17 protein-coding genes and 1 pseudogene are annotated in these 26,994 nt (G+C 59.9%); 8 read left to right on the top strand and 10 right to left on the bottom strand.

From position 1 onward, the window contains the following. Nucleotides 1-42 precede the first annotated feature (42 nt). The gene (locus tag OH720_RS02115; RefSeq protein WP_272604379.1) at nucleotides 43-2,736 is read left to right on the top strand and encodes a putative bifunctional diguanylate cyclase/phosphodiesterase; all 2,694 of its coding nucleotides are present in this window, start codon (nucleotides 43-45) and stop codon (nucleotides 2,734-2,736) included. Between the two features lie 62 nt (nucleotides 2,737-2,798). Further along, complete coding sequence (msrA, locus tag OH720_RS02110; protein ID WP_272604378.1) at nucleotides 2,799-3,446, top strand: peptide-methionine (S)-S-oxide reductase MsrA; 648 nt, start codon at nucleotides 2,799-2,801, stop codon at nucleotides 3,444-3,446. Nucleotides 3,447-3,588: 142 nt separating this feature from the next. On the opposite strand, the gene OH720_RS02105 is transcribed toward msrA, so the two are convergent. The 4 genes from OH720_RS02105 to putP all read right to left on the bottom strand — a co-directional run bounded on the left by OH720_RS02105 (nucleotide 3,589) and on the right by putP (nucleotide 8,665). Continuing rightward, nucleotides 3,589-4,425 carry a 23S rRNA (adenine(2030)-N(6))-methyltransferase RlmJ gene (locus tag OH720_RS02105; protein WP_272604377.1) on the bottom strand — a complete coding sequence of 279 codons (837 nt, stop codon included), beginning with the start codon at nucleotides 4,423-4,425 and terminating at the stop codon, nucleotides 3,589-3,591. A 675-nt stretch (nucleotides 4,426-5,100) separates the two neighbouring features. Then, the gene (locus tag OH720_RS02100) at nucleotides 5,101-5,484 is read right to left on the bottom strand and encodes a hypothetical protein (protein WP_032831514.1); all 384 of its coding nucleotides are present in this window, start codon (nucleotides 5,482-5,484) and stop codon (nucleotides 5,101-5,103) included. Beyond that, nucleotides 5,481-6,893: a PAAR domain-containing protein gene (locus OH720_RS02095; RefSeq protein WP_272604376.1), complete on the bottom strand. Its 1,413-nt coding sequence runs from the start codon at nucleotides 6,891-6,893 to the stop codon at nucleotides 5,481-5,483. The genes OH720_RS02100 and OH720_RS02095 overlap by 4 nt, the downstream gene beginning before the upstream one ends. A gap of 287 nt (nucleotides 6,894-7,180) precedes the next feature. After that, nucleotides 7,181-8,665 (bottom strand): sodium/proline symporter PutP, encoded by a 1,485-nt coding sequence (putP, locus tag OH720_RS02090; protein WP_272604375.1) that lies wholly within the window; start codon nucleotides 8,663-8,665, stop codon nucleotides 7,181-7,183. Nucleotides 8,666-9,117: 452 nt separating this feature from the next. Between putP and putA the strand changes: the two genes are divergently transcribed. Both putA and OH720_RS02080 read left to right on the top strand, forming a co-directional pair. Beyond that, nucleotides 9,118-13,068 carry a trifunctional transcriptional regulator/proline dehydrogenase/L-glutamate gamma-semialdehyde dehydrogenase gene (putA, locus tag OH720_RS02085; protein WP_272604374.1) on the top strand — a complete coding sequence of 1,317 codons (3,951 nt, stop codon included), beginning with the start codon at nucleotides 9,118-9,120 and terminating at the stop codon, nucleotides 13,066-13,068. A 258-nt stretch (nucleotides 13,069-13,326) separates the two neighbouring features. Then, nucleotides 13,327-15,129 carry an acyl-CoA dehydrogenase gene (locus OH720_RS02080; RefSeq protein ID WP_272604373.1) on the top strand — a complete coding sequence of 601 codons (1,803 nt, stop codon included), beginning with the start codon at nucleotides 13,327-13,329 and terminating at the stop codon, nucleotides 15,127-15,129. A 116-nt stretch (nucleotides 15,130-15,245) separates the two neighbouring features. On the opposite strand, the gene OH720_RS02075 is transcribed toward OH720_RS02080, so the two are convergent. The 3 genes from OH720_RS02075 to OH720_RS02065 all read right to left on the bottom strand — a co-directional run bounded on the left by OH720_RS02075 (nucleotide 15,246) and on the right by OH720_RS02065 (nucleotide 17,813). Further along, nucleotides 15,246-17,186: a methyl-accepting chemotaxis protein gene (locus OH720_RS02075; RefSeq protein ID WP_272604372.1), complete on the bottom strand. Its 1,941-nt coding sequence runs from the start codon at nucleotides 17,184-17,186 to the stop codon at nucleotides 15,246-15,248. A gap of 100 nt (nucleotides 17,187-17,286) precedes the next feature. Further along, nucleotides 17,287-17,586: a cell division protein ZapA gene (locus OH720_RS02070; RefSeq protein ID WP_008058206.1), complete on the bottom strand. Its 300-nt coding sequence runs from the start codon at nucleotides 17,584-17,586 to the stop codon at nucleotides 17,287-17,289. Continuing rightward, a complete protein-coding gene (locus tag OH720_RS02065; RefSeq protein WP_180203959.1) occupies nucleotides 17,583-17,813 on the bottom strand; it encodes a hypothetical protein in 231 nt (76 codons plus the stop codon). Before OH720_RS02065 ends, OH720_RS02070 begins: the two co-directional genes overlap by 4 nt. 301 nt (nucleotides 17,814-18,114) lie before the next feature. Here OH720_RS02065 and OH720_RS02060 point away from each other — a divergent pair, with 301 nt between their 5' ends. Genes OH720_RS02060 through selO form a run of 3 tightly spaced genes read left to right on the top strand, consistent with a single transcriptional unit; the run spans nucleotide 18,115 to nucleotide 24,754 of the window. Continuing rightward, nucleotides 18,115-19,857: a potassium/proton antiporter gene (locus OH720_RS02060; RefSeq protein ID WP_272604371.1), complete on the top strand. Its 1,743-nt coding sequence runs from the start codon at nucleotides 18,115-18,117 to the stop codon at nucleotides 19,855-19,857. Between the two features lie 34 nt (nucleotides 19,858-19,891). Beyond that, entirely contained in the window at nucleotides 19,892-23,242 is a 3,351-nt protein-coding gene (gene mscK, locus OH720_RS02055; protein WP_272604370.1) for a mechanosensitive channel MscK, read from the top strand. A gap of 48 nt (nucleotides 23,243-23,290) precedes the next feature. Next, nucleotides 23,291-24,754, top strand: coding sequence for a protein adenylyltransferase SelO (selO, locus tag OH720_RS02050; RefSeq protein WP_272604369.1), 1,464 nt, complete (start codon nucleotides 23,291-23,293; stop codon nucleotides 24,752-24,754). Between the two features lie 6 nt (nucleotides 24,755-24,760). On the opposite strand, the gene OH720_RS02045 is transcribed toward selO, so the two are convergent. Beyond that, nucleotides 24,761-25,162: a helix-turn-helix domain-containing protein gene (locus tag OH720_RS02045; protein WP_272604368.1), complete on the bottom strand. Its 402-nt coding sequence runs from the start codon at nucleotides 25,160-25,162 to the stop codon at nucleotides 24,761-24,763. Further along, nucleotides 25,159-25,454, bottom strand: a pseudogene (locus OH720_RS02040) (type II toxin-antitoxin system HigB family toxin). The gene OH720_RS02045 and the pseudogene OH720_RS02040 overlap by 4 nt, the downstream one beginning before the upstream one ends. 197 nt (nucleotides 25,455-25,651) lie before the next feature. Here OH720_RS02040 and trxC point away from each other — a divergent pair. After that, a complete protein-coding gene (gene trxC / locus OH720_RS02035) occupies nucleotides 25,652-26,086 on the top strand; it encodes a thioredoxin TrxC (protein ID WP_034148665.1) in 435 nt (144 codons plus the stop codon). Between the two features lie 129 nt (nucleotides 26,087-26,215). Here the strand turns inward: trxC and OH720_RS02030 are convergent, their stop codons facing one another. Beyond that, nucleotides 26,216-26,986 (bottom strand): ParA family protein, encoded by a 771-nt coding sequence (locus OH720_RS02030; protein WP_272604367.1) that lies wholly within the window; start codon nucleotides 26,984-26,986, stop codon nucleotides 26,216-26,218. Nucleotides 26,987-26,994: the final 8 nt, after the last annotated feature.

Raw genomic sequence — 26,994 nt, 5'->3', positions numbered from 1 at the left:
GAGAGCCCGGCGCGATCAGCATATTCGAAGCGAGTTCTCCCCATGAAAAGCCAACCCGATGCCGCCAGCCGTATGGTGGCCGAGGTAGTGACGCAGTTGCCTGTGCCCTCGCGGCTCGGCATGCTGCGTTTCGAACGGCTGAACGAACCAAGCTGGGCCCTGCTGTTTCTCGACCCCAATTGTGAGCGCCAGTTCGGCCTGCCGGCCGTGGAACTGTGCGCCCTGGTCGGCTCGCCCTACGCCAGCCTGATGGAACCGCAAGCACGCTATCAGCTGCATGATGCGATTCAGGCGCAGTTGAGCGAGAGCCCCCATTATCTGATCCGCTACACCCTGCACACCGCCTCCGGCTCACTGAGCCTGCTGGAACTGGGCGAAGCCTACAAACAGCACAATCGACACCTGCTACGCGGTTACCTGTTGGTCGTCGACGGCCTGTTCGAGGATGACCCACTGCTGCCGGCGCTGGATCTCGAAACCCAGAACTCGCGCCTGCAAATCGCCCTGGAGCTCAATCAACGCGCCCAGCAGGAACAACTGCAGCATCTGAAACGGGTGCGTGCCCAGCAGGACCTGATCCTGCTGCTGACCCGCCAGCGCTACAGCAGCAACAATTCCCTGCAGGAAGCCGCCGAACTGATCACGCGCAGCGCCTGCGAGATTTACCAGATCGACTGCGCCAGCCTGTGGCACCTGGAAGGCTCGACGCTGGCGCCCATCTCGGCCTACCACCGCTCAACCCAGGAATACCTGCTGCCGGCACCGATCGACGTCAGCGTGTTCCCCGATTATCTCGACGCCCTGCATACCGGCCGCGCCATCGATGCCCACAACGCCATGCGCGACCCGCGCACCCGGGAAATGGCCGAAAGCCTGCGCCCGCGCGATGTCAACGCGATGCTCGATGCCAGTATTCGCGTCGACGGCCAGGTGGTCGGCGTGTTGTGCCTGGAACAAACCGGGGCGACCCGTGCCTGGCAGCAGGACGAAATCGCCTTCGCCGGCGAGCTGGCGGATCAGTTCGCCCAGGTCATCAGCAATCACAATCGACGCACCGCCACCAGCGCCCTGCACCTGTTCCAGCGTGCGGTGGAGCAAAGCGCCAACGCCTTTTTGCTGGTCAATTGCGATGGCATCGTGGAGTACGTCAACCCCAGCTTCACGGCGATCACCCAGTACACCACCGAAGAAGTCCACGGCCAGCGCCTGGCGCAACTGCCGGCGCTGGAGAACCTCAGTGAACTGCTGTTCGACGCGCCCTCCGCGCTAGCCAAGAGCAACAGTTGGCAGGGCGAGTTCAAGAGTCGTCGCAAAAACCTCGAACCCTACTGGGGCCAACTGTCGATATCCAAGGTCTATGGCGACAACCGCGAGTTAACCCATTACATCGGCATCTACGAAGACATCACGCAGACCAAGCTCGCCCAGCAACGCATCGAGCGCCTGGCCTACACCGACAACCTGACCAACCTCGGCAACCGCCCGGCCTTCATCCGCAACCTCGATGAACGCTTCGCCCGCGACAGCGACGCGCCGATCAGCCTGTTGCTGGTGGACATCGACAACTTCAAGCGGATCAATGACAGCCTTGGCCACCAGACCGGCGACAAGCTGCTGATCAGCCTGGCCCGGCGCCTGCGCAACAGCCTCAACCTGGGTGGCAGCCTGGCGCGGTTTGCCAGCAACGAGTTCGCGGTGTTGCTGGACAACACGGGTCTTGAACTCGGGCAGCAGGTCGCCAACCAGTTACTCGCGACCCTCGACAAACCGATGTTCGTCGACAACCAGCTGATCAGCGTGACCGGCTCGGTCGGCCTGGCCTGCGCCCCCTTGCATGGGCGCGACCCCCAAACCCTGATGCGTAACGCCGGGCTGGCCCTGCACAAGGCCAAGGCCAACGGCAAACATCAGGTGCAGGTCTTCACCGAAGCCCTGAACGCCGAGGCCAGCTACAAGCTGTTCGTCGAGAACAACCTGCGCCGCGCTCTGACCCAGAACGAACTGGACGTGTTCTACCAACCTAAGCTCTGCCTGCGCAGCGGGCGCTTGCTGGGCATGGAAGCGCTGTTGCGCTGGAACCACCCGGAAAAAGGCATGATCCGCCCGGACCAGTTCATCAGTGTCGCGGAAGAAACCGGCCTGATCATTCCGATCGGCAAATGGATCGCCCGCCAGGCCTGCCGCATGAGCAAAGCGCTGACCGCCGCCGGCCTGGGCAACCTGCAGGTGGCAATCAACCTGTCGCCCAAGCAGTTCTCCGACCCGGACCTGGTAGCGTCCATCGCCAACATCCTCAAGGAGGAAGCGCTGCCGGCGCGCCTGCTGGAGCTGGAACTGACCGAAGGCCTGCTGCTGGAAGCCACCGAAGACACTCACCTGCAGCTCGACCAACTCAAGCGCCTGGGCCTGACCCTGGCGATGGACGACTTCGGCACCGGTTACTCGTCGCTCAGCTACTTGAAAAAATTCCCCATCGATATCATCAAGATCGATCGAAGCTTCATTCACGAAATCCCGGATAACCAGGACGACATGGAAATCACCTCGGCGGTGATCGCCATGGCCCACAACCTGAAACTCAAGGTCGTGGCCGAAGGCATCGAGACCGCCGAGCAGCTGGCCTTCCTGCGTCGCCACCGTTGCGACGTTGGCCAGGGCTACCTGTTCGACCAACCGATTCCGGGGCTGGACCTGATCGACAAGCTCAAACGCTACCCGCGCGGCCCGATCGCCTGACAGCGAGGCAACACTCGGGCAAACTGCATCTCTGATTATTCCAACGACTGAGAGGACTGACGATGGTTCTGCGCTCGGAAATTCTGGTGAACAAAAACGTGCTCCCTACTAAAGAACAAGCTTTGCCTGGTCGCGAAACCCCAATGACCGTGCCGGAAAAACACTTCGTCCACGACGCCCCGCTGCTGGGCCCATTCTCGATGGACGTGGATTTCGCGATCTTCGGCCTCGGCTGCTTCTGGGGCGCGGAACGCAGGTTCTGGCAGCGCGAAGGCGTGGTGAGCACGGCCGTGGGTTACGCTGGCGGCTACACGCCGAACCCGACTTACGAAGAAGTCTGCTCTGGCTTGACCGGCCACAGTGAAGTCGTGCTGGTGGTCTACGAGCCGGCAAAGGTCAGCTACGAAGCGCTGCTGAAGATGTTCTGGGAACTGCACAACCCGACCCAGGGCATGCGCCAGGGCAATGACCTGGGCACTCAGTACCGTTCGGTGATCTACGCCACCAACCCGTCCCAACTGGAAGCCGCGAAAAAAAGCGCGCAGGTGTTCCAGGTCGAACTGACCAAGGCCGGCAAGGGCATCATCACCACCGAAATCGACGAAGCGCCAACGTTCTTCTTCGCCGAGGCGTACCACCAGCAGTACCTGGCGAAAAACCCGGAAGGCTATTGCGGGATCGGCGGTACCGGAGTGACCTGCCCTATCTGATTTTCAGCCCCTGACCGGGGACTGATCGTTCCCACGCTCTGCGTGGGAATGCCTCAACGGACGCTCCGCGTTCGGCTTTTGATTTGGGACGCGGAGCGTCCCGGGCTGCATTCCCACGCAGAGCGTGGGAACGATCATCGCCTCATTCGGCAATCAACCAATCCATCCGCCACCCACCCTGGGTCTGCCCAAGCTTCTCGGACAACCACGGCAGCAACTCACGCAACTCTTCCTCCAGCCCCCACGGCGGATTGGCAATGGCCAGACCGGAGCCGTTCAGGCTGTTTGGCGTATCCAGCGGATGCACCAGCAACTCGACCCGCAACAACTTCGGCGCACCGGTACCGGACAGGTCCTGATAGAAACGACGCAACGCACGCTGATCCTTCACCGGGTACCAGATCGCCGCCACAATCTGGCGCATCCGCCCAACCGCCTCTTTCAAGGACGCCGCGCAGCGCTGCATCTCGTCGAGCTTTTCAAAAGGCGGATCGATCAACATCACCGCCCGCTTCTCCGGCACCGGCAGCAATGCCCGCGGCACATGCCAGCCCTCGCCAAGATGCACCTTGACCCGACGATCACCGGCCATGTTGTCCTTTAGCAGCAAGCCATCTTCCGGGTGCTTCTCGTTTAGCAACACGCGGTCCTGAGGGCGAGTCAAACGACGCGCCAGCTCTGGCGACCCCGGGTAATAGCGCAACTGGCCATCCGGGTTCAACTCGTGCAGCACCTGCATGTAATCAGCGGTCAGGATCGGCAGATCCGGCTGATCCCACAAACGCGCAATGCCTTCCAGGTACTCACCGGTCCGGCTGGCCTGATCGCCTTGAAGGTCGTACAGGCCAATGCCGGCGTGCGTATCGAGATAGGCAAACGGTTGCTCCTTGCGCGACATCAGGGCGATGAGGCGGGTCAAGGTCAGGTGTTTGAACACATCGGCGTGATTGCCGGCATGGAAGGCGTGGCGATAATTCATGGTTGCTCCTGCGAAGGCCGGCAAGTTTACCTTTTACTGGGCGACAAGTCAGGAGCTCGCGGCTGAGTGGCCACCCCTCCCCTGTAGGAGCTGCCGAAGGCTGCGATCTTTTGATCGTGATCTTAATCTTGTGGCTACACCTACACCCAAGTGCAAAGGCCGACTAGAAAATCTCCATTTCAACCAGAGCTGCGAGGCAGAACATGATCAATAGCAGAACGATCGCAGACCACTGCAATACAATGAGCCTACATCTAAGTGACGAAGGTAGACTTCTTATATCGTCGGCACTGATACGACCGCGTTCAATGTAGAAATCGGGGAATGTCACAAACCCGGAAATCCCCCCTACCACCATTAATCGCCCCCAAGGCCCACCGCAGCTTAGAGGTGCAAGACTTATAACGGCAGGGCTATTTTTAAAACAGCCCAGCAAGATATTCATCTTTGTATAGGCCAGGTACAGTGTAAATCCAATGCATGCGATGAGCCCTCCGAAATCAACCAGTCCGACTACAAGAAATATTTTATCAGCTGTACTCAAAGTCACTTCACTGCCTCATAATCGTTTGCAGCGATATCCTCACCAACTTTTCATCCTGAACCGTCATGGCCGACGCAACTCCTCCGAGCCCAATATTGTCCAGTCACTCCAGTTCAAAATGTCGGAATCAGTTATTTGAGCACTCCTGATTTCCACAACGTGACGAGTAACGCTAAAGCGGCAAATAGTCCTACAGCGCTCCACATGAGGACGATGAACTTGCGCCTGAGTGAAAGGGGGAAATTTTCTATATCTCCAGCACCGGCGATACCGTGTTTTACAAAAAAGCGGGGAAATGTAACGACGCTGCATACTGAACCCACCAGTTGCAGCTTTCCCCAAGGCCCCTTGTGTATGCGCATAGAAATGGTTATGACTGAAGAACTGTTCTTGAAGGAATTGAGTAGGACGTCAGTTTTTGTGTAGCCAAGGTATAACGCCACCGCGAGCCAGACAAACATGCTAACGAGTACTATTCCACATAAACTGCCAACAACCAGTTCCGCAGTAGTCATTTCAAATTTTCATAGACAATTTCGCCAATTATTTCGCCACCCATCTCACCTAGCGTGCCGCCTGCATAAGTACCAACGCCAACCGCGATGACACTGCACGCCAGCAGACCGACACCTGCTGTCGCCACACCCAGTCCGATACAAAGCCCACCAACTACAGAAGTAGTTAATATTGCACCCGCCATGGCACCACCTGCGATCCCCCCAACAAAATTTCCCGTTTCCGTGAACCTGATTCGCTCACAAGCTTCGGTATTTCCCGCCGAACACACATCCTGCACCTTCATAACCGACGCCCCTCCGCCAATAGCTGTGCCTAGCCAACCACCATATTTGAGGTATTTGGAAGCCCTGGCGGCGCCCTCAAGATGAGTCGAGTATCCCGGAATATGCTGTGCGCTGCCGGCCTCGGTCCAACGGTGAACCAAGCTACGAGTTGAGATACCTAGCGCACGCTTTAAGTTTGGATGATCAGGGAATCCAATACCTTTTCGTGTCAGGCTTGTCATATGAGTATCGAGTTTTGCGAACAGCTGTTGGCGCTCCGCAAAAAAAATCGGTGAATTCAGATGTCCATCTCGTAAAAATGAACGCTGATGAAGCGCTTCGATGTCACTCAGAGTTTTACTGACGTTATCCAGATTGTTTTTGAGAATGCTCGCGCCGACGCCGATTGCGGTCGAGCCATGGCCCAAGAAAGTCTGGATGGCATCACGGTGCTGCACCATGAAATCCGCTTCTTCCGGGCTGAGCGTTTCAAGCACTTGGTTGGTCCTGGCCGCCACGTCCATGAGCAGGGCTTCTTCACGGGTGCACTGGTAGTTGTTGGGGTCGCTCAGCACGATCATCGAGCCGGCTTTGACGTCGCGCAGGTTGGGATTGAGCAGCTTGAATTTGCCCATCACCGCCGGATCACGCAGGGTGAACAAGGAGGCTTCGAGCTGTTCGCGGGTGGTGCTCTTGGGCACGATGTAGAAGCCTGGTTCCTGGGCTGCTGCACTGCCTGAGGACACTGGTTTGGGAGTGCTCGACGCAGACGCAAAACCGGCTGATCGTGACGCTGCCGGATTGCCGGCGAGAGGTGTGGTCGCTTGGGGCGCGGCCCTTGTGGGCTGGGGCGCGGCACTGCTACGCGACTCATAAGTGGCGGTAAACACCGACGGGATCAACCTGGCTCTGCACGGGCAGGTGCTGAAGCTGTCCAGCGAGCCCGCCACGATCCTGCCATGACTGTTGATGAAGGAGACGCCTCCCACGATGGTGTAGGTTTCGTCGTTTTTGCCGCAGGAAACGCGGTCGCCCTCACGGGCATGGGCGATGCCAAACATCATGACCCGTGTGTCGGCCTCCAAAACCTGGCCACCGCAAGTGGTTTTGTCACCCAGGCGAATGAAATGTCCTTTGGCCATTGCTGATCTCCCTCTCTACGGGCGCCCCAATCATGGAAAGCGCGCCACTGTTAACGATCGATAAGCCGACTCGGGCTGAGTGGCTTAACGCAAAGTACGTGGACAGAGAGGAATCTCAAGACGGTCGAGAAAATCAGGAAATGCCCTACGATCAGAACTGAAAAGGACCACGGATATTGGAGGACCAATGCCTGTTTTCGGATCTGGTTTGCAAAAAAAACGGCCCGCACCTCAAGGTTGCGAGCCGTTCTTTTATCAGCGATGGGAAAAATTCACCCCATCAATTTTTACTTGTTCAAACGGAAATCTGCCTCAGCCGCAGCAAAGCGCTGCAGCATGCCGGCAGTCGGCGTGCCCAGCTTGCTGACGATGTAGATCGCCAGGCTGGCGAAGATGAAACCAGGGATGATTTCGTACAGGCCCAGCAGTTCGAAGTGTTTCCAGACGATCACGGTGATCGCGCCGACCAGGATACCGGCCAGTGCGCCGTTGCGGGTCATGTCTTTCCAGATCACGGAGATCAGTACGACCGGACCGAACGCGGCACCGAAACCAGCCCAGGCGTAGCTCACCAGGCCCAGTACGCGGTTTTCCGGGTTGGCCGCCATGGCGATGGCGATCAGGGCAACCAGCAGCACCATGGCGCGGCCGACCCAGACCAGTTCAACCTGGGAAGCGGATTTACGCAGGAAGGTCTTGTAGAAGTCTTCGGTCAGGGCGCTCGAGCACACCAGCAGCTGGCAGCTCAGGGTACTCATTACCGCAGCCAGGATGGCCGACAGCAGTACACCGGCGATCCACGGGTTGAACAGGATTTTCGCCAGCTCGATGAACACACGCTCGTGGTTTTCGCTGACCGGGATGGCCACGGCCGGGTTGGCCGAGAAGTAGGCGATACCGAAGAAACCGACAGCCACGGTGCCGCCCAGGCACAGGATCATCCAGGTCATGGAGATGCGACGGGCGTTAGCGATCGACTTCACCGAATCCGCCGCCATGAAACGCGCCAGGATGTGCGGCTGGCCAAAGTAGCCCAGGCCCCAGCCCATCAGCGAGATGATGCCGATGAAGGTGGTGTTTTTCAGCATGTCGAAGTTGCTTGGATCCTGCGCTTCGATCGCCAGGAACGTGGTGTCTACGCCACCGGTGGCCAGCAGCACGATGATCGGCGTCAGCAACAGGGCGAAGATCATCAGGGTCGCTTGCACGGTGTCAGTCCAGCTGACCGCCAGGAAACCGCCGACGAAGGTGTAGGCAATTGTCGCCGCAGCACCGGCCCACAGCGCAGTCTCGTAGGACATGCCGAAGGTGCTTTCGAACAGGCGGGCGCCGGCCACGATGCCGGAAGCGCAGTAGATGGTGAAGAACACCAGGATCACGACGGCGGAGATGATACGCAGCAGGCCGCTTTTGTCTTCGAAACGGCTGGAGAAGTAGTCCGGCAGGGTCAGCGCATCACCGTTGTGCTCGGTCTGCACGCGCAGGCGGCCAGCGACGAACAGCCAGTTCAGGTAGGCACCGACGATCAGGCCAATGGCGATCCAGCTTTCGGATAGACCGGACATGTAGATGGCGCCAGGCAGGCCCATCAACAACCAGCCACTCATGTCGGAGGCACCGGCGGACAACGCAGTCACGACGCTGCCCAGGCTACGACCGCCCAGGATGTAGTCGGAAAGGTTGTTGGTGGAGCGATAGGCCATGAAACCGATCAGCACCATTGCTGCGATGTAGATCACGAACGTGATCAGGGTTGGATTGCTTACGCTCATTTAAGTGACGCCCTGGCTTTGTTTTTATGTAGCAGCGGTTGGTGAACCGCTCGCAAACGCTGACGTTTGACGGACGATCCGGGATCCCGCGCATTTATGACTGATGTTTCCCCAGGAAAGCCATCAGCCGGCACACCAGCCTTATGTCTGGTTGCACCTTGGGGCGCGAATGCTATTCAACAAAGCAAATAAGGTGCAACCCATTTCTTGAGAATAAGTTGCACCTAGGTGCAAATTTGTTTTTTTGCTCCTTTTCGGAGCAAAAACGAATACCAACCCATCCAAAAAGCACCAAGACGATGCGTCGAGTGGCGTAGCTGAATTTACTTCCTGACGAACTGCCGATTATTCCAACAAAAAAAGGGTTGCACCCGGTTGCACCTCTTCCATCCCACGGCTAATCTTTGCGCCAGCTGATGCCACGCAGTCGTGGCAAACATGAGGATAAAAACATGGCTACCACCACCCTTGGGGTCAAACTCGACGACCCGACCCGCGAACGCCTCAAGGCTGCCGCGACCTCGATTGATCGCACGCCGCACTGGCTGATCAAGCAGGCAATTTTCAATTACCTGGAAAAACTCGAGGGTGGTGCAACCCTGTCCGAGCTCAACGGCATGGCCCGGGAAATTGACGAAGCGGGCGAACTCCATGTCGACCACGCGCACCAGTGCTTCCTCGAATTCGCCGAGAGCATCCTGCCGCAATCGGTCCTGCGCGCTTCGATCACCGCCGCTTACCGTCGCCCGGAACCCGAAGTGGTGCCGATGCTGATCGAGCAGGCCCGCCTGCCGGCGCCAATGGCTGAAGCCACCAACAAACTCGCTGCTTCGATCGCGGAAAAACTGCGCAACCAGAAGAGCGCCGGCGGCCGTGCCGGTATCGTTCAAGGTCTGCTGCAGGAATTCTCCCTGTCGTCCCAGGAAGGCGTGGCGCTGATGTGCCTGGCCGAGGCGCTGCTGCGTATTCCGGACAAAGGCACCCGTGATGCCCTGATCCGCGACAAGATCAGTACCGGCAACTGGCAGCCGCACCTGGGCAACAGCCCGTCGCTGTTTGTCAACGCCGCGACCTGGGGCCTGCTGCTGACCGGCAAGCTGGTGTCCACGCACAACGAAGCCGGCCTGACTTCGTCCCTGAGCCGCATCATCGGCAAGAGCGGCGAGCCGATGATCCGCAAGGGCGTCGACATGGCGATGCGCCTGATGGGCGAGCAGTTCGTCACCGGCGAAACCATCGCCGAAGCCCTGGCCAACGCCAGCAAGTTCGAAACCAAGGGTTTCCGCTATTCCTACGACATGCTCGGTGAAGCCGCACTGACCGAGCACGACGCGCAGAAGTACCTGGCCTCGTACGAACAAGCCATCCACTCGATCGGCAAAGCGTCCCACGGTCGCGGGATTTATGAAGGCCCGGGCATTTCGATCAAGCTGTCCGCCCTGCACCCACGCTACAGCCGCGCCCAGTACGAGCGCGTGATGGACGAGCTGTACCCGCGCCTGCTGTCGCTGACCCTGCTGGCCAAGCAATACGACATCGGCTTGAACATCGACGCCGAAGAAGCCGACCGCCTGGAGCTGTCGCTGGATCTGCTCGAGCGCCTGTGCTTCGAGCCGCAACTGACTGGCTGGAACGGCATCGGTTTCGTGATCCAGGCTTATCAGAAGCGTTGCCCGTACGTGATCGACTACGTGATCGACCTGGCTCGCCGCAGCCGTCATCGCCTGATGATCCGCCTGGTGAAAGGCGCGTACTGGGACAGCGAAATCAAGCGCGCCCAGGTCGAAGGCCTGGAAGGCTATCCGGTCTATACCCGCAAGGTGTACACCGACGTGTCCTACATCGCTTGCGCGCGCAAACTGCTGTCGGTGCCGGAAGTCATCTACCCGCAGTTCGCCACGCACAACGCCCACACCCTGTCGGCCATTTATCACATCGCCGGTCAGAACTATTACCCGGGCCAGTACGAGTTCCAGTGCCTGCACGGCATGGGTGAACCGCTGTACGAACAAGTGGTAGGCAAGGTTTCCGAAGGCAAGCTGAACCGTCCGTGCCGCGTGTACGCACCGGTCGGCACCCACGAAACCCTGCTGGCTTACCTGGTTCGTCGCCTGCTGGAAAACGGCGCGAACACCTCGTTCGTCAACCGTATTGCCGACCAGTCGATTTCGATCCAGGAGCTGGTGGCCGACCCGGTAGCCAGCATCGAGCAGATGGCGACCGTGGAAGGTGGCTTCGGCCTGCCGCACCCGCGCATTCCGCTGCCGCGTGACCTGTACGGTTCCGAGCGCGCCAACTCCAGCGGCATCGACATGGCCAACGAACATCGCCTGGCTTCGCTGTCCTGCGCCCTGCTGGCCACCGCGCACAACAACTGGAAGGCCGCGCCGATGCTCGGTTGCGCTTCCAGCACTGAAACCCCTGCACCGGTGCTGAACCCGTCCGACCTGCGTGACGTGGTTGGCCATGTACAGGAAGCGACCGTCGAAGACGTCGACAACGCGATCCAGTGCGCCCTGAACGCCGCACCGATCTGGCAGGCCACCCCGCCAGCCGAACGCGCTGCGATCCTGGAACGCGCCGCCGACCTGATGGAAGCCGAGATCCAGCCGCTGATGGGCCTGTTGGCTCGCGAAGCCGGCAAGACCTTTGCCAACGCTATCGCCGAAGTGCGTGAAGCCGTGGACTTCCTGCGCTACTACGCGGTGCAGGCGCGCAACGACTTCACCAATGATGCCCACCGCCCTCTGGGCCCTGTGGTGTGCATCAGCCCGTGGAACTTCCCGCTGGCGATCTTCAGCGGCCAAGTGGCTGCGGCACTGGCTGCCGGCAACCCGGTATTGGCCAAGCCTGCGGAACAGACGCCGCTGGTGGCTGCTCAAGCCGTGCGCCTGCTGCTCGAAGCCGGGATTCCGCAAGGCGTTCTGCAATTGCTGCCGGGCCGTGGCGAAACCGTCGGCGCTGGCCTGGTGGGCGACGATCGCGTCAAAGGCGTGATGTTCACCGGCTCCACTGAAGTTGCGCGCCTGCTGCAACGCAACATTGCCGGTCGCCTCGACAGCCAGGGTCGTCCGATTCCGCTGATCGCCGAAACCGGTGGCCAGAACGCGATGATCGTCGACTCTTCGGCTCTGACCGAACAAGTGGTGATCGACGTGGTTTCGTCGGCCTTCGACAGCGCCGGCCAGCGTTGCTCGGCCCTGCGTGTGCTGTGCCTGCAGGAAGATTCCGCCGACCGCGTTATCGAAATGCTCAAGGGCGCCATGGCTGAAAGCCGCCTCGGCAACCCTGAGCGCCTGTCCGTGGACATCGGCCCGGTGATCGACGCCGAAGCCAAGGCTGGCATCGAGAAGCACATCCAGGCCATGCGCGACAAGGGTCGCAGCGTGTACCAGGTGGCCATCGCCGACACCGAAGAAGTCAAACGCGGCACCTTCGTGATGCCAACGCTGATCGAACTGGAAAGCTTCGACGAACTGCAACGGGAGATCTTTGGCCCGGTGCTGCACGTGGTTCGCTACAAGCGCAAGGACATCGATCAACTGATCGGCCAGATCAACGCTTCCGGCTACGGCCTGACGCTGGGCGTGCACACCCGTATCGACGAGACCATCGCCAAGGTGATCGACAACGTCAATGCCGGTAACGTCTACGTGAACCGCAACATCGTGGGTGCCGTGGTCGGCGTACAACCGTTCGGCGGCGAAGGCCTGTCGGGTACCGGCCCGAAAGCCGGTGGCCCGCTGTACCTGTACCGCCTGCTGTCGACTCGTCCTACCGATGCGATCGAACAATCCTTCGCCCGTGGCGATGCCATTGCTGCACCGGACGTTCGTCTGCGTGACGCCATGAGCAAACCGCTGACCGCCCTGAAAGCCTGGGCCGACAGCAACAAGTTCGCCGACCTGAGCACCCTGTGTGTGCAGTTCGCCGCGCAATCGCAGAGCGGTATCACCCGCTTGCTGGCCGGCCCGACGGGCGAGCGCAACAGCTACGCGATCCTGCCGCGCGAGCACGTTCTGTGCCTGGCGGAAGTCGAAGGCGACCTGCTGACGCAACTGGCGGCGGTACTGGCTGTCGGCGGTTCGGCGGTATGGCCGGAAGCTGAACTGACCAAGGCCTTGCTTGCCCGCCTGCCGAAAGACATTCAGGCACGCATCAAGCTGGTTGGCGACTGGAACAAGGACGAAGTGGTGATTGATGCGGTTCTGCACCACGGCCATTCCGACCAGCTGCGCGCGGTTTGCCAGCAGGTTGCCAAGCGTGCCGGCGCTATTGTCGGGGTTCAGGGCTTGTCGCAGGGTGAGACCAACATTGCGTTGGAACGCCTGGTGATCGAGCGTGCGTTGAGTGTTAACACCGCTGCGGCGGGTGGTAATGCCAGCTTGATGACGATCGGCTAAAACCGATAAGCCGGGTACCTGCAACAGGTGCCCGGTTCAGCAACAATCCCTGTGGGAGCGAGCCTGCTCGCGATAGCGGCCTGTCAGTCACCTTCAATATTGACTGATCTACCGCCATCGCGAGCAGGCTCGCTCCCACAGTGGTTTGTGGTGTTTGCTAAGTTTCTGCGCGGCTCCAACATCACCCTTATCAATCATCCTATCCAGCCTCTATTCCCCATCTTAGACTCGGTCCATCCCAATAAAAGGTAGGCCGCCATGTCCGAGACGTTGCTCAGTTCCCGCAATCTGGCTTTCGAGCTGTATGAAGTCCTCGATGCCGAGGGCCTGACCCAGCGTGAGCGTTTCGCCGAACACAATCGCGAAACCTTCGATGCCGCCCTCGGCACCGCCCGCAACATCGCCGAGAAATTCTTCGCCCCGCACAACCGCAAGGGTGACGAGAACGAGCCGCGCTATGAGGACGGTCAGGCGATCCTGATTCCAGAAGTCAAACCGGCGGTGGACGCTTTCCTCGAAGCCGGCTTCCTCAACGCCGCACGCAGTTTCGATGCCGGCGGCATGCAACTTCCTACCCTGCTGTCGCAAGCCTGTTTCGCGCACTTTCAATCGGCAAACGCGGCGTCGACCTCCTACCCGTTCCTGACCATGGGCGCGGCCAACCTGATTGAAAGTTTCGGCACCGAGGAGCAGAAACGCCGCTTCCTGCAACCGATGATCGACGGGCGCTTCTTTGGCACCATGGCCCTGACCGAACCCCACGCAGGCTCGTCGCTGTCGGATATTCGTACACGGGCGGAGCCGGCATCTGACGGCACTTATCGACTCAAGGGCAACAAAATCTTCATCTCCGGCGGCGATCATCCGCTGTCGGAAAACATCGTGCACATGGTCCTGGCCAAACTGCCGGATGCCCCCGCCGGCGTGAAGGGCATTTCGCTGTTCATCGTGCCCAAGTTCCTGGTCAACGATGACGGCAGTCTCGGCAAGCGCAACGATGTGCTGCTGGCCGGGCTGTTCCACAAGATGGGCTGGCGCGGCACCACCTCCACCGCACTGAACTTCGGCGATAACGGCGATTGCGTCGGCTATCTGGTGGGCAAGCCGCACCACGGCTTGAGCTACATGTTCCAGATGATGAACGAGGCGCGCATCGGCGTCGGCATGGGCGCGGTGATGCTCGGTTACGCCGGCTATCTGTACTCGCTGGAATATGCCCGCGAACGTCCGCAGGGGCGCGTGCCCGACAGCAAGGACCCGAACACCGCCCCGGTGGCGATCATCCAGCACGCCGACGTCAAACGCATGTTGCTGACTCAAAAAGCCTACGTCGAAGGCTCCTTCGACCTCGGTCTGTACGCGGCGCGGCTGTTTGATGACACCACGACGCTTGCGACCGAAGCCGAACGCAAACAGGCCCATGAGTTGCTGGATCTGCTGACCCCGATCGTCAAGTCCTGGCCGTCGGAGTTCTGCCTGAAGGCCAACGAACTGGCGATCCAGATCCTCGGCGGCCATGGTTATACCCGCGAATACCCGGTGGAACAGTACTACCGCGACAACCGCCTGAACCCGATTCACGAAGGCACCCATGGTATCCAGTCGCTGGACCTGCTGGGGCGCAAACTGGCGCAGAACGGTGGCGCAGGACTGAAGCAATTGATCCGCCTGATCGCCGACACCGCTGAGCGCGCACAGGCCCATGAATCGCTCACCGCATTGCGTGAACCGCTGGAGAAACTGGTGGCACGCCTGCAAACCGTGACCATTGGCCTGCTGACAGACCTGGCCCAGGGCAAGGTCAACAGCAGCCTGGCGAACTCGGCGCTGTACCTGAAAGTGTTCGGCCACACGGTGATTGGCTGGCGCTGGCTGGAACAGGCGATTCGTGCCGAGGAAGGGCTGGCCAAAGGGAATGCGGCGGATGCGGGCTTCTATAAAGGCAAGCTGCAGGCGGCGCGGTATTTCCTGACGTGGGAAGTGCCCGCTTGCCACCATGAGTTGGCGATTCTTGAGGCGCGGGATGATGTTTGCCTGGGCATGCAGGATGAGTGGTTCTGATCCAACTTCTATGGAGTAACTGAAATCCAATCGCGAGCAGGCTCGCTCCTACAAGGGAATTGCGTTCCAAATGTAGGAGTGAGCCTGCTCGCGATGGCGCCAGCACAGACAACACATCAGCTCAACTTGAACCCACCCATCTGCCGCGCCAGATCATCCGCCAACCGCTGCAACGTCTGGCAATCCTCCCGGCAAGCCCTGACCTCCCCCGCCGTCGCCCGCGCCAGATCGGAAATCCCCTGCACGTTGCGGTTGATCTCCTCGGTCACCGCCGACTGCTCTTCCGTTGCCGTCGCCACCTGGTGGTTCATGTCGCTGATGTGTTCGACCTGCCCGGTAATCGCCGCCAACGAAGCCCCGGTACGCTGGCTCGACTCAACCCCCGTGCCCGTCGCCGCTTGCCCGGTGTGCATCGACGACACCGCATTCTCCGCGCCCTGCTTGAGGCTGCCGATCATCTGCTGGATTTCATCGGTGGAAGCCTGCGTACGTCGAGCCAACGTGCGCACTTCATCGGCCACCACCGCAAACCCGCGCCCCATATCCCCGGCCCGCGCGGCCTCAATGGCGGCGTTGAGCGCCAGCAGGTTGGTCTGTTCGGAAATCCCGCGAATCACCGCAAGCACCTGATCGATCGAAGCCACCTGATCTGCCAGCTCGCCCACGGCGCTGGCGGCGACACCGATTTCGTCGGACATGCTTTCAATATGCCGGATCGAACCGCCGACCACCTCACGCGCCTGCATGGCTTCATCTCGGGCATTTTGCGAAGCGACTGCCGCGTTGCCAGCGTTTTGCGCAATTTCCTGCACGGTCAGGCCCATTTCATGGACAGCAGTGGCAACCATGTCCGTCATCTCCTGCTGGCGCCCGGAACGCTCTGCGGTGTTGTCCACCACCCTCGCCACCTGGCCGACCGCGGTACGCAAGCGTTCGCTGGTGGCCAGCACTTCGCCGATCATCTCGCGCTGGCTGTCGAGGAATCGATTGAAGCCGCGCGCCAGGTCACCGAGTTCATCGGCGCGGCTGGAATCTAACCGGTGGGTCAAATCTCCACCACCGCTACCGATGGCTACCAGCGCCGCTGTTACCTGACGAATCGGTCGTACCAGCCCACGGGCCAGCAATACCACCAGCAACAGGCACACCAGGGCCACCGCCAAGCCAATTGCGCCACTCATCCACATGGCGCGACGGGCTTCGGCGTAGATCTGCGACTGTGGCACTTCGGCCACCAGGGTCCAGCCGAGATCGCGAAGGGGCAGGCTCAATGCCAGGAAATCTTCGTCATCGCGCACAAACGCAGACGTCCTGGAGGTAGACAGCTGGCCTATCACCGCTTGCGCGGCCGGCTCGCCGATCTGTTCTGCCAGGGTACGCTTGCCGCTGAGTTGCGCCTCGGGATGAACCTGGATCAAACCGTCGGAGCGCACGAGATAAACCTTGCCCCGTTCACCGAAGCTGAAGTTGTGGATCAGCTCGGACAGCTCTTTCATGCTCAGGCCCAATCCGGCAACACCCACGACCTTCCCGGCCTTCTCGACTTTAAGGTCGATGAAAAGCGCCAATTCTCCGGTGGCCGCGTCGTTGTCGATATTGAGGGTGCGCGGCTGGTCGCTGTCGAGGAACGCATAGAACCAGGCGTCTTTGGGGTTGGCACGACTGAGGGTCCGGTCCAGGCCTTTTTCGTTGAAGTAATGGTTGGACGCCGTGCCGACCATCAACGCGGTAAAGGCTTTGTGTTCGGCGCGCACGCCTTCGAGGTAAGTGGTAAAGGTGCCGGTCTGGGCGCTGTCTTCACCCGCGGCCAACCAGTCGCGCACCATGCTGTTGCTGGCGATGTCCTTGGCGGCGGTGAGGGGTTGCACGAGGATGCGTTCGATGTCGTTGCGCATCGCTTCGATGCTCGACGGCAGGGCCTGCTCGACCAGATAGCGCTGGGCGAGGCGGTTGACCACCAGGGTATAAACGCCAACCACGATCAGAATGCTGACCAGCAGGGCGGTGCCCATGCTCAGGATCAACTGCCACTGAATACTGCGTCGCCAGAACTGCATGGAGCACCCCCAAAGAATAAGAGGCTGAAATACTGCAACAGCCGTGCCGATTGTATACAACTAAACCGACAATTTATTCTTTGGTTGTGCGCAAAGCCGATCAGGCCTGATTGATCGTCTTGGAGATCACTTCAACCGTGGCGCTGACTTGCTCTTGGTAACGGTCGAGTTCCTGCTTGTGGCGCTTTTGCATTTCGATCTGCTGGGAACACAGATTCATCGCCGCCAGCACCAGCAGTCGGTCACCGATCAGGGTCGGGTACTTCTTCTTGGTGTCGGCCAGGGCGGCCTTCAACATCAATGCGGCGTCCAGCAGGGTCTGTTCTTCCCCGGCCGGAGCCCTGATCGAATAGTCCTCCCCCAGGATCGAGACGACTTTTACCCCTGCGCCGTAACTCATGCGCCGACAGGGCCAGCGCTGACGCGCTCAACCAGGGCCTGGATGCGTGCCACGGTGGCGCCTTGTTTCTCTTCCTGTTCCATCAGGCTCAGTTGCAGGCTTTCGTTTTCATCCTTGGCCTGGGCCAATTCGGCGCTCAGGGTCTGGTTAGTGCTGACCAAGGCCTGGTTCTGTTGCACCAGATCGCTGACCAGTTGTTCCAATTGGCTTAGGGATGCTTCCAACATTTTGATTTTCCGGGCATTTTCAAAGGGCGCGTACGATAAAGAAAAGTCACGGTGGATGCCAGGGTTATACGGGCGCAAGGCCTTGATTTTCCTGACCAGTGACCATTCTCGCGAACTGTAGAGACTGTGATTGGCCATTCTGGTTCCTGCACTTCGTCGCCATGGCGCAAATCAACGAACGTCGGCCGGCCGATCGCACAAAGCTTTTTGACAGCATCACAATTCAACAGGTTAGAATCGATGGCACGCAGACTGCATGGTCAGTTTGTGCCCGCCTTTCAGCCTTTCCGGAGTACTGCCTTTGAATGCGACGACCATCAACAGCCTGTTCTTGATCGGCGCGTTGCTGGTAGGTGCGAGCATTCTGGTGAGTTCACTTTCATCGCGCCTCGGCATCCCGATCCTGGTGATCATCCTGGCCGTGGGCATGGCCGCCGGCGTCGATGGCGGCGGCATTATCTTCGACAACTACCCCACCGCTTATCTGGTCGGCAACCTGGCATTGGCGGTGATCCTGCTCGACGGCGGCTTGCGCACCCGCGTATCGAGTTTCCGCGTGGCGTTATGGCCGGCGTTATCGCTGGCCACGATCGGCGTGCTGATCACCACCGGACTGACCGGCATGGCCGCGGCCTGGCTGTTCGATTTGAACCTGATCCAGGGCCTGCTGATCGGCGCCATCGTCGGCTCCACCGACGCCGCGGCGGTGTTTTCGTTGCTGGGCGGCAAGGGCCTGAACGAACGGGTAACCGCCAGCCTGGAAATCGAATCCGGCAGCAACGACCCGATGGCGGTGTTCCTCACCGTGACCCTGATCGACATGCTTGCCAGTGGCCAGACCGGCCTGCACTGGAGCCTGCTGACCCACCTGTTGCGCGAGTTCGGCATCGGCGGCGTCATCGGCCTGGGCGGTGGCTGGCTGATGCTGCAGCTGGTCAACCGGATCAACCTGGCCACCGGTCTCTATCCCATCCTGGTCATTGCCGGTGGCCTGGTGGTGTTCGCCCTGACCAACGCCCTGCATGGCAGCGGCTTTCTGGCGGTGTACCTGTGCGGCCTGGTTATCGGCAACCGGCCGGTGCGCAGCCGCCACGGCATCTTGCACATGCTCGACGGCATGGCCTGGCTGGCGCAGATCGGCATGTTCCTGGTGCTGGGGCTGCTGGTCACGCCCCACGACCTGTTGCCGATTGCCCTGCCGGCGCTCGGCCTGGCGCTGTGGATGATCCTGTTTGCCCGGCCGCTGTCGGTGATGGTCGGCCTGCTGCCGTTCAAGGCGTTCCACGGACGCGAGAAGGCGTTCATCTCCTGGGTTGGACTGCGCGGTGCGGTGCCGATCATTCTGGCGGTGTTTCCGCTGATGGCTGGCCTGCCCAACGCCCAGCTGTATTTCAACCTCGCCTTCTTTATCGTGCTGGTGTCGCTGTTGGTGCAGGGCACGAGCCTGCCGTGGATCGCCAAACTGCTGAAGGTGACGGTGCCACCGGAGCCTGCGCCAATCTCCCGCTCGGCCCTGGAAGTGCACGTCACCAGCGAATGGGAGCTGTTCGTTTATCGCCTGGGCGCCGAAAAATGGTGCATCGGTTCGCACCTTCGCGAGCTGAAAATGCCCGAAGGCACCCGTATCGCGGCCCTGTTTCGGGGCGAACAACTGCTCCATCCGTCGGGTAGTACAGTGCTCGAAGTCGATGATTTGCTGTGTGTTATCGGCCATGAACACAACCTCCCGGCCCTTGGAAAACTGTTCAGCCAGGCACCGCAACGCGGTCTCGATTTGCGCTTCTTCGGTGACTTCGTACTCGAAGGAGACGCCCAGCTGGCCGCGGTTGCTGCCCTGTACGGGTTGAAGGTCGAAGGCATCGATCCGGACATGTCGCTGGGGCACTTCATTGCCCAGAAGGTGGGGGGTGCACCTGTGGTCGGTGACCAGGTGGAATGGAACAACACCATCTGGACCGTTGCGGTCATGGAGGGGAACAAGATCGGCAAAGTGGGCGTCAGATTCCCCGAAGGAAGTCGCCCCGGCCCGGGACTCTTCCTCTAAACTCCACTCTTCGCCTCGTATTTGATCGGTCTTTATGTCAAGCCTGCGCACCTTTTTCGTCATGGTCCTGTTGGGCCTGAGCCTCTCCGTCGGCACGCTGCAAGCCGCCGAGCCACCCACCCGCGAATCCGTGCAGGCGAGCCTGGACAAGATCGCCGACCGCAAACTGCCGGAGGCCGATCAAAAGGCCCTGCAGTCCGTCCTGCAAAGCACGCTGACACAGCTCAACAACAAGCGCGATTACGAGCAGAAGCTGGTCGACCTCAAGCAACAACTGGCCAGCGCGCCCAAACTGACCATTGAGAACCAGCGTGAACTGGCCCGCCTGAAGGCCAGCAGCGTGGTACCGGTGGCGCAACGCTTTGCCAAAGAGTCGATTCAGCAACTTGAGCAACTGCTCACCGAACGTGCGACCCAGCAAAGCGATCTGCAAAAAGCCCTGGGCGACGCCAACAGCCTGATCATTACCGCCCAGACTCGGCCCGAACGCGCCCAAGCGGAAATTTCCGCCAGCCAGACGCGCATCCAGCAGATCAACAACATCCTCAAGGCCGGCAAAGACGCGGGCAAGACCCTGAGCGCCGAGCAGCGCGACCAGCTCAATGCCGAGCTCACGGCATTGAACGCCCTGATCCCGCTGCGCCGCCAGGAACTGGCAGGCAATACCCAGCTGCAAGACCTGGGTAACAGCCAACATGATCTGTTGACGGAAAAGTCCGATCGCCTGGATCAGGAAATCCAAGAACTGCAAAACCTGATCAACCAGAAACGCCTCGCACAGTCGCAGGAAACGGTCACCCAGCAATCGATCGAAGCACAGAAGGCCGGTGGCAGCAGCCTGCTGGCTGTCGAAAGCACGGCCAACCTGAAGCTCTCGGACTACCTGCTCAAAAGCACCGACCGTCTCAACGAAGTCACGCAGAAGAACCTGCAAACCAAGCAACAACTGGACAGCCTGACCCAGAGCGATTCCGCCCTGGACGAGCAGATCAACGTGCTCAAGGGCAGCCTGCTGCTCTCCAAGATTCTCTACAAGCAGAAACAGGCCTTGCCACGCCTTCGGGTCGACCGCGACCTGGCGGACCAGATCGCCGATATTCGCCTGTATCAGTTCGAGGTCAGCCAGCAACGGGAGCTGCTCAGCAACCCGGCGACCTACGTCGACAACCTGCTGTCGACCCAGCCGCCCGAGCAGGTCACGCCACAGCTGCGCAAAACCCTGTTGGAACTGGCCACCACCCGTGCCGACCTGCTGGAACGGCTTAACCGTGAACTGAGCGCGGTCCTCAACGAATCCATCACCCTGCAACTGAACCAGAAGCAACTGCTCAGTACGGCGCAAAGCCTGCGGGCAACACTCGATGAGCAGATGTTCTGGATTCCCAGCAACAAGCCACTGGATGTGGAGTGGTTTCGTACTGTGCCGGAGCGCCTGAGCCGTCAGGTGGATTCCCTGCCCTGGGCTTCGAGCCTGAGTGAACTGGTCGACGGCCTCACCCAGCGCCCACTGCTGTTCCTGCCGCTGGCGCTGCTGATTGGCGCACTGCTATGGCGACGCAAGCAGCTGTATGCCCGCCTGAACAAGGTCCACCAGGACATCGGCCATTTCAAGCGTGACAGCCAGTGGCACACACCCCAGGCCATTTTGATCAACATCCTGCTGGCAATGCCGGTGTCGCTGGGCCTCGCCTTGTGTGGCCTGGCCCTGCAAATCGACGCCCGCGGGCAGAACGCGAGCATGGGCGCGGCATTGCTGCAAATGGCCGGGGCCTGGCTGGTGTTCTACACCGCCTACCGAATCCTTGCGCCGGGTGGCGTGGCGGAACTGCACTTCCGTTGGGAAAAACCCCAGGTGGAGTTCCTGCGCGGCTGGGTCCGTCGCCTTGGCATGGTCGTGATGGCCCTGGTCACCGTGGTGGCGGTGGCGGAACTGCAACCGGCGGCGCTGGCCGATGACGTGCTCGGCATGCCGGTGGTGCTGATCTGCTACGCCTTGATGACCTGGCTGCTCAGCCGCTTGCTGATCAGCAGCCCGACCCACGAAAACGCCTCGTTGTTCCGCAAGGCCCTGGGCATTGTGTTTACCGCGCTGCCGATCGCGCTGTTCGTGGCCGTGTGCTTCGGCTACTACTACACCGCGCTCAAACTCAGTGACCGGCTGATCAACACCCTTTACCTGCTGATGTTCTGGCTGGTGATCGAAGCGACCTTCGTGCGCGGCCTGAGCGTGGCGGCACGCCGCCTGGCTTACCAGCGCGCCCTGGCCAAACGCCAGGCGGCGAAAGAGGCCGGCGACGGCGAAGCGGTCATCGAAGAACCGACGATGGACATCGAGAAGGTCAATGAACAGTCCCTGCGCCTGATTCGCCTGGCGCTGCTGGGCGGCTTCATCGCTGCCCTGTACTGGGTCTGGGCCGACTTGATCACGGTGTTCTCGTACCTGGACAACGTCACCCTCTACGAATACACCAGCGGCACGGGCGCCAACATGAGCATGGTGCCGATCAGCATCGGCGACATGCTGGGCGCGCTGATCATCATCGGCATCACCTTTGCCCTGGCGCGTAACTTGCCCGGGTTGCTGGAAGTGTTCGTGCTGTCGAAGCTGAACCTGGCCCAGGGCAGCGCCTACGCCACAACCACGCTGCTGTCCTACGTGATCGCCGGTATCGGCTTCGTCTCGACCCTGTCGACCCTCGGCGTGAGCTGGGACAAGTTGCAATGGCTGGTCGCGGCGCTATCGGTCGGCCTCGGCTTCGGCATGCAGGAGATCTTCGCCAACTTTATCTCCGGCATCATGATCCTGTTCGAACGCCCGGTGCGCATCGGCGACACCATCACCATCGGTAACCTGTCGGGCACTGTGAGCAAGATCCGCATCCGCGCCACCACCATCACCGACTTCGACCGCAAGGACATCATTGTCCCGAACAAGACGTTCATTACCGGGCAACTGATCAACTGGTCGCTGACCGATACCATCACCCGCGTGACGCTCAAGCTCGGGGTCGATTACGGCTCGGACCTGGATCTGGTGAAAGAGCTGCTGTTGAAAGCCGCACGGGAAAACCCGCGGGTCCTCAAGGAACCCGAGCCGCACGTGTACTTCCTGAACTTCGGCGAAAGCACCCTCGACCACGAGTTGCGCATGCATGTGCGCGACCTCGGCGACCGCAACCCAGTGCTCGATGAGGTCAACCGCTTCATCAACCGGGAGTTCAAGAAGCAGCACATCAACATCTCGTTCCGCCAGATGGAGGTCTACCTCAAGAATCTCCACGGCCAGGAATACAAGATGGTACCGATCGAGCCGGAAGCGAAAACCATCGTGCCACTGGTCGACGGTAAATCGGCGCAGGAACCACCTGCCGCCAAACTCGACTAACCGGCCATTCCCCAGCAGAATGCTCGGACATTCTGCTGGAGCCGGCCCTTGAAAGCCCTCGACGAACTGACCTTCGACAATCGCTTCGACCGCCTGGGCGATGCGTTTTCTGCCCACGTGCTGCCCGAACCTATTGATAATCCGCGCTTGGTTGTCGCGAGCCCGGCTGCCATGGCGCTGCTCGATCTCGATCCCGCCGTGGCCGAAACCCCGGAGTTCGCCGAGCTGTTCAGCGGGCACAAACTCTGGGCTGACGCGATTCCCAGGGCCATGGTCTATTCCGGTCACCAGTTCGGCTCCTACAACCCGCAATTGGGTGATGGCCGCGGCCTGTTGCTGGGCGAGGTGTACAACGAGGCCGGTGAGCATTGGGACCTGCACCTCAAGGGCGCCGGTCAGACGCCCTTTTCGCGCATGGGCGATGGGCGCGCGGTGCTGCGTTCCTCGATCCGCGAGTTCCTCGCCTCCGAAGCCTTGCAGGCGCTGAATATCCCGACCACCCGGGCGCTGTGCGTGATTGGCTCCGACACCCCGGTCTGGCGCGAAAAACAGGAGCGCGCGGCCATGGTCCTGCGCCTGGCACCGAGCCATGTGCGCTTTGGGCATTTCGAATACTTCTACTACACCAAACGCCCCGAGCAGCAGAAAGTACTGGGTGACCACGTTCTGGCCATGCACTTCCCGCAGTGCCTGGAACAACCGGAGCCGTACCTGGCGATGTTCCGTGAAGTGGTCGAGCGCAATGCCGAACTGATCGCCAAGTGGCAGGCCTACGGTTTCTGCCATGGCGTGATGAACACCGACAACATGTCGATCCTCGGCATTACCTTCGACTTCGGCCCATTCGCCTTTCTTGACGACTTCGACGCCAATTTCATCTGCAACCACTCCGATGACCAGGGCCGCTATTCATTCAGCAACCAGGTGCCCATTGGCCAGTGGAACCTCAGTGCCCTGGCCCAGGCCCTGACGCCGTTCATCAGCGTCGAGGCCCTGCGCGAAACCCTCGGCCTCTACCTGCCGCTGTTCCAGGCCCATTACCTGGACCTGATGCGTCGCCGCCTCGGCCTGACCACCGCCGAAGAGGACGACCAGAAACTGCTGGAACGCTTGCTGCAGCTGATGCAGAACAGCGGGGTCGATTACAGCCTGTTCTTCCGGCGCCTGGGTGAAGAATTACCCGAAGCGGCCGTCGGCCGTTTGCGCGATGACTTCGTCGACCTCAAGGGTTTCGATGCCTGGGGCGAGCTTTATGTCGCCCGTGTGGCCCGCGAAGGCGAGGTGGATCAGGAGCAGCGGCGCGCCCGGATGCATGCGGTCAATCCGCTGTACATCCTGCGCAACTACCTGGCGCAGAAGGCTATCGATGCGGCAGAGAGCGGCGACTACTCCGAGGTTCGACGACTGCACGCGGTGCTGAGCAAGCCGTTCGAGGAACAATCGGGGATGGAAAGCTACGCCGAGAGGCCGCCGGAGTGGGGCAAGCACCTGGAGATCAGTTGTTCGTCGTGAGGCAGGTCAGATAAAGACGTCTACCGGCACATTGAATCGCTCGGCCAGCCAGCGGACCTGACGCAGGTTGAGCTGGCGCTTGCCGCTCAGGATTTCGGAGACGACCGACTGAGGGCCGACGCCGGGCAGGTCACTTTGAGTCAATCCATGTTCGCGCATCATGTAACCCAGCACTTCGGCACCTGTGGCCTCGGGCATAGGGTGATGTTTGTGATCCCATTCCTCAATCCAGTCTCCGATGATGTCCACCAGACTCATCAGGGGGTGCGACTCGTCAACTCCGGTCATCTCGAGTAACTCGTCGAGTGCCTGCACCAGCGTGTCATAGTCGTCTTCGTTTTTGGGTTTGCGTAGCAATGGCGATACGAACTCCCAGTGCTCGGCCGCGTTTTTGATCATAACGCTCATGCTTTTGTCTCCTTCCATTTACCGCGGTCATATTCGCGGTGATCCAGCACATGTTTTATGTAGATTTTTTGATGCGGATACCGAACATAGGCGATCAGCCGTAATTTGTTACCGCCAATATCGAAAACGTGAAACTCACCGACTTTGTCGGTTGCGGGAAATGAAGATTTCATTGCCGCAAAATCTCTGGGCTTGACCGCTTCGCCATTCGATACCACTGATCCAGTGCGCTGGCCGCCTGCGGCCACTTTTCCTTGGCGTCCCAGATTCGTCTTTCGGAAAATACTCGCATGCAACATCCTTATCGCATTTTGCTATGAATGAGTTAATCACAAAGATTTTTTATCGCAAGTTGCGATACCCCCAAGCAGACCAACGGTCTCAATCAGATTCTTCTTCAGCCTAGTTTCAACGTCAGTCGATGCATGATTGAAAATATAAGCAAACGTCTCCAACTAGGTGCTATCAGCTTCCAATTGGATATCCCTCATGACCGACCCACTCCTCATCCCCTGCCCCCACTGCAACGGCCTCAACCGCATTCCCGCCGAGCGCCTGGGCGACCATCCCAAATGTGGACGCTGCAAGGCCGAGGTCCTGCTGAACAAGCCCTTCGAACTCAAGCAAGGCGATTACGCCAGTCAGATCAAGGGCGATCTGCCGCTTTTGGTGGATGTGTGGGCGGACTGGTGCGGGCCGTGCAAGTCGTTCGCGCCGGTGTTCGAGCAGGCGGCAGGGCAATTGGCGGGCAAATGTCGGCTGGCCAAGCTGGACAGCGAGGCAAACCAGCAATTGTCGGCGCAGTTGGGAATTCGCTCGATTCCGAGCTTGATTCTGTTCAAGAACGGTCGGGAAGTCGCGCGCCAGAGCGGGGCCTTCCCGTTACCGCAGTTGATGAGCTGGTTGCGTAGCCAAGGGATCTGAAGGTATTCGGAACCACTGTAGGAGCGAGCCTGCTCGCGATGAGGGCTTTACATTCAACATCTCTGTTGACTGATCTACCGCCATCGCGAGCAGGCTCGCTCCCACAGTGTTTTGTGTAGACAGTAACGATCAGGTGTTTTCCAGCAAATTGTGCAACTCGACAAACTGCTGAGTCAGCTTGTGCCGCGGGTCGAGATGGATCAGCGGCGTGTTGGCCTGGTGGGATTCGCGCATGCGCACCGAGCTGCCCAGGTACACCGGCAGCACCGGCAGGCCTTCGGCGATCAATTCGTCGAGGATTTGCTGGGGCAGACTGGCGCGGGCCTGAAACTGGTTGACCACGATGCCTTCGACTTCCAGGCCTTCGTTGTGGTCATCTTTCAGTTCTTCTATCTCAGCCAGCACACCATAAAGCGCCTGCCGGGAAAAACTGTCGCAATCAAAGGGGATCAATACACGATCAGCGGCAATCAACGCCGAAACAGCGTAAAAATTCAATGCCGGCGGCGTATCCAGGTAGATCCGATCGTAGTCTTCATCAAGCTCTTCGAGCAATTTGCGCAGCTTATTGATCTTGTGCTTGGCCTCAAGCTTGGGCTGCAACTCCGCCAACTCGGCGGTAGCGGTCACGACATGGAGGTTGTCGAACGGCGTTTCGTAGATGTCGACCTGGTTTTTCTTGGAGAAAGGCCCGGATGACAAAGTCTGCTTGAAGAAATCGGCAATCCCCATCGGGATATCGTCACCGGTGAGTCCCGTCAGGTACTGAGTGGAGTTGGCCTGGGCATCGAGATCGACCAACAGGGTGCGATAACCCTCGCTGGCGCTGACCGCCGCCAGATTGCAGGCAATACTGGACTTGCCCACGCCACCTTTCTGATTGAACACCACGCGCCGCATTGCAAAAC

It is taken from the genome of Pseudomonas sp. WJP1, assembly GCF_028471945.1.
Lineage (GTDB): Bacteria > Pseudomonadota > Gammaproteobacteria > Pseudomonadales > Pseudomonadaceae > Aquipseudomonas.
This window is presented reverse-complemented; position numbering and strand designations above follow the sequence as displayed.

What these genes read in the sequence shown, in the direction of transcription:
- OH720_RS02065 (WP_180203959.1), bottom strand. Translation starts at nt 17,813, where the DNA reads ATGTTGGAAGCATCCCTAAGCCAATTGGAACAACTGGTCAGCGATCTG.
- OH720_RS02030 (WP_272604367.1), bottom strand. Translation starts at nt 26,986, where the DNA reads ATGCGGCGCGTGGTGTTCAATCAGAAAGGTGGCGTGGGCAAGTCCAGT.
- mscK (WP_272604370.1), top strand. Translation starts at nt 19,892, where the DNA reads ATGTCAAGCCTGCGCACCTTTTTCGTCATGGTCCTGTTGGGCCTGAGC.
- OH720_RS02100 (WP_032831514.1), bottom strand. Translation starts at nt 5,484, where the DNA reads ATGACTACTGCGGAACTGGTTGTTGGCAGTTTATGTGGAATAGTACTC.
- OH720_RS02045 (WP_272604368.1), bottom strand. Translation starts at nt 25,162, where the DNA reads ATGAGCGTTATGATCAAAAACGCGGCCGAGCACTGGGAGTTCGTATCG.
- OH720_RS02070 (WP_008058206.1), bottom strand. Translation starts at nt 17,586, where the DNA reads ATGAGTTACGGCGCAGGGGTAAAAGTCGTCTCGATCCTGGGGGAGGAC.
- OH720_RS02095 (WP_272604376.1), bottom strand. Translation starts at nt 6,893, where the DNA reads ATGGCCAAAGGACATTTCATTCGCCTGGGTGACAAAACCACTTGCGGT.
- OH720_RS02075 (WP_272604372.1), bottom strand. Translation starts at nt 17,186, where the DNA reads ATGCAGTTCTGGCGACGCAGTATTCAGTGGCAGTTGATCCTGAGCATG.
- putA (WP_272604374.1), top strand. Translation starts at nt 9,118, where the DNA reads ATGGCTACCACCACCCTTGGGGTCAAACTCGACGACCCGACCCGCGAA.
- OH720_RS02105 (WP_272604377.1), bottom strand. Translation starts at nt 4,425, where the DNA reads ATGAATTATCGCCACGCCTTCCATGCCGGCAATCACGCCGATGTGTTC.
- putP (WP_272604375.1), bottom strand. Translation starts at nt 8,665, where the DNA reads ATGAGCGTAAGCAATCCAACCCTGATCACGTTCGTGATCTACATCGCA.
- msrA (WP_272604378.1), top strand. Translation starts at nt 2,799, where the DNA reads ATGGTTCTGCGCTCGGAAATTCTGGTGAACAAAAACGTGCTCCCTACT.
- OH720_RS02080 (WP_272604373.1), top strand. Translation starts at nt 13,327, where the DNA reads ATGTCCGAGACGTTGCTCAGTTCCCGCAATCTGGCTTTCGAGCTGTAT.
- trxC (WP_034148665.1), top strand. Translation starts at nt 25,652, where the DNA reads ATGACCGACCCACTCCTCATCCCCTGCCCCCACTGCAACGGCCTCAAC.
- OH720_RS02115 (WP_272604379.1), top strand. Translation starts at nt 43, where the DNA reads ATGAAAAGCCAACCCGATGCCGCCAGCCGTATGGTGGCCGAGGTAGTG.